The organism is Agarivorans sp. (assembly GCF_050295395.1).
In the GTDB taxonomy this organism is placed as follows: Bacteria; Pseudomonadota; Gammaproteobacteria; order Enterobacterales; family Celerinatantimonadaceae; genus Agarivorans.
Window position 1 is genome coordinate 1 of the sequence record NZ_JBNKPP010000079.1, and the last position, 2,174, is coordinate 2,174.

At 44.9% G+C, this 2,174-nt stretch carries 2 protein-coding genes; one reads left to right on the forward strand and one right to left on the reverse strand.

The genetic code is table 11. The features are described 5' to 3' along the window. The first annotated feature begins 407 nt into the window (after positions 1-407). Positions 408-767: an MAPEG family protein gene (locus ACQY6Q_RS04535; protein ID WP_427978381.1), complete on the forward strand. Its 360-nt coding sequence runs from the start codon at positions 408-410 to the stop codon at positions 765-767. 143 nt (positions 768-910) lie between these two features. On the opposite strand, the gene ACQY6Q_RS04540 is transcribed toward ACQY6Q_RS04535, so the two are convergent. Continuing rightward, positions 911-2,174, reverse strand: a 1,264-nt coding sequence (locus ACQY6Q_RS04540; protein ID WP_427978383.1) for a phospholipase A, incomplete at its 5' end; no start/stop codon positions are given.

The window sequence follows — 2,174 nt, forward strand, 5'->3', positions numbered from 1 at the left end:
GCAATATAAGCTCATTGTTGATAAATACTATTCAACCTGCAGCTCAGCATGCAGATAAATTAAGACCAGAACAGAAGAGCCAGTAATATATTGATTCCTGCTACTGATTGATACCGAATAACGTTTATTTTTGGTTATGAATGGTAGCTCTTATGCTTTCACAAAATGCCAATACTAAGGCTTAGCTTGGTGGTCATCAACTTGCGATACCCTCTTTTATTGCTGTGTTTCAGCTGGGGGCTAAGGTAAGTCGAGCAATCCAAAGCAGGTTTTCCGAGCGTGTTATTCACTGTTGAATGGACTGTTGTTGCTAGCTTAGAGCCGTTTCCAAAATGGTATAGAGTTAAACTATTCGATTGTTGATATAGAGAGACTGAGTTATGCCAATTCCTTTAGTTGTACTTACTATGGTTACGTTTCTGCCGATTTTGTTAGCTTTTCTGGGGGCTTATACTCGCTTCAAATATTTTGGTTATTTTGATAACGCTAACCCTCGGGTTCAGGCACAAGAACTATCGGGGAGAGGGGCTCGTGTCATCGCTTCTCAAACCAATGCTTGGGAGGCCTTAGCGCTTTATTCAGCATCTATATTGATTGTATTTGCCTCAGGCGTCAGTTGGTCAGAAATCACTAATGCTTGCCTGGTTTTTTTGTTAGCCCGAATTGCTCATCCAATTTTATATATTCAAGGTTATTCAACCGCGCGTAGCATGGCTTTTGCAGTGGGCTTTTTTAGTTGTGTCTATATCGTGTGGCAAGCGTTTTAGAGCGCTATCACTAACAGACATGGCGTCAATAAGGTCGTTTTAGCGGCATGGTTATCTCATGACACCATTTCTTCGCAAGGCATTTAGTATTGTTACCTGCTTCCCCGAATTTAGCTGCTATAGCTGAGAGTAACGCGCTAGCCTTATTGGTTTACCGCAATACCAATACCGATACTTTGATTGGACTTGTTGTAATCAATTAGCGACTCACCGTAGCCATTAAAGTACTTCATGTAAAGGGCAATTTCTGGGGTGAGCCGATATGCCCAGCGTAAATCGAGCGCGCCCTTGTTGTCCCGTTTAAGGTTGTTTCTGGCTAACAGGCTTAAGCGGTGCTCTGGGTTGAGTTGCCAACTAGCGCTTAGCTCGCCGTAACCAAAATACTCTTCGATGTTGGGGTTATCGTCGTCTGCTGCTTCTTCTTCGAGGCGATACCAAGGTTTAAGCGCCACTTCTACCGGCCCTGCATTAAAGCCAAACTCGGCATACAGCCGATTCCATGAGCGCGAACGTAGTTGTGATTGGCCATTGGACTCATGCACAAAACCTAAACGTAGCCATTGTAGAATGGGCGCAAGCTCTGGAGCGGAAGAGGTGTTCCACTGATAGAAAAACTCTGGCTCGTAATTGGTTTCTCTAATGGCGTCTTCGGCATCCTGATAAGCCTGCCAAAAAGTCTGTTGGGTGTAGGCAAAGTTGAGATTGTCGCTCTCGGTGAAAAGATGGAAGGGCAGGGTGAGGCGAAAACTGATTTGAAACTCGACTTCAGTGCTTTTGGGTTGTTGGCCTCGCAGGCCATTGGCTAGATCTGGCTTGGCCGGATCGGCATTATATTTAAAGGCCAGTAGGTAGTTATCCCTAAACATGCTTAGTCCGCCGAAGGTCCACTTACCGCTGTTTGACATCATTTCTCGGCTATCACCAATTCGGTTTAGCGCAAGCCCTAGGCCAAAGCTTTGATTATAAATATTGTAGTCGAGCATCGACTCACCATAGCCGTTAAAGTATTTAGCATAGAGTGATAAAGAGGGGCTAAAACAGTAGGAAAAACGTAAATCTAAAGCCCCCTTGTTGTCGGACTTGAGATTGTTACGCAGCATTGCTGAGACGCGATGGTTACATTGGTTGTCGCCAAATAGATAGCTGAGATTGACTTCTCCATAACCGTAGTAGTCAACAAAATCACCACCGTTATTCACTTCAGAGCCAAATGGCAGCCAAGGCTTAAAGCTAATTAACCAATCGTTGTAGGAGGTATCAAATTGCAGATAAACGCGCTCCCAGCGGCGATCAAATTCGTCAGTGGAGCCATTGGCTTGATGGCTAAGGCCAAGGCTAGCGGCGCGCAACAACCAGCGGTTTTGGGTTAAGCTAAACTGCTTTGGTCGCCATGTATAAATCACTTCC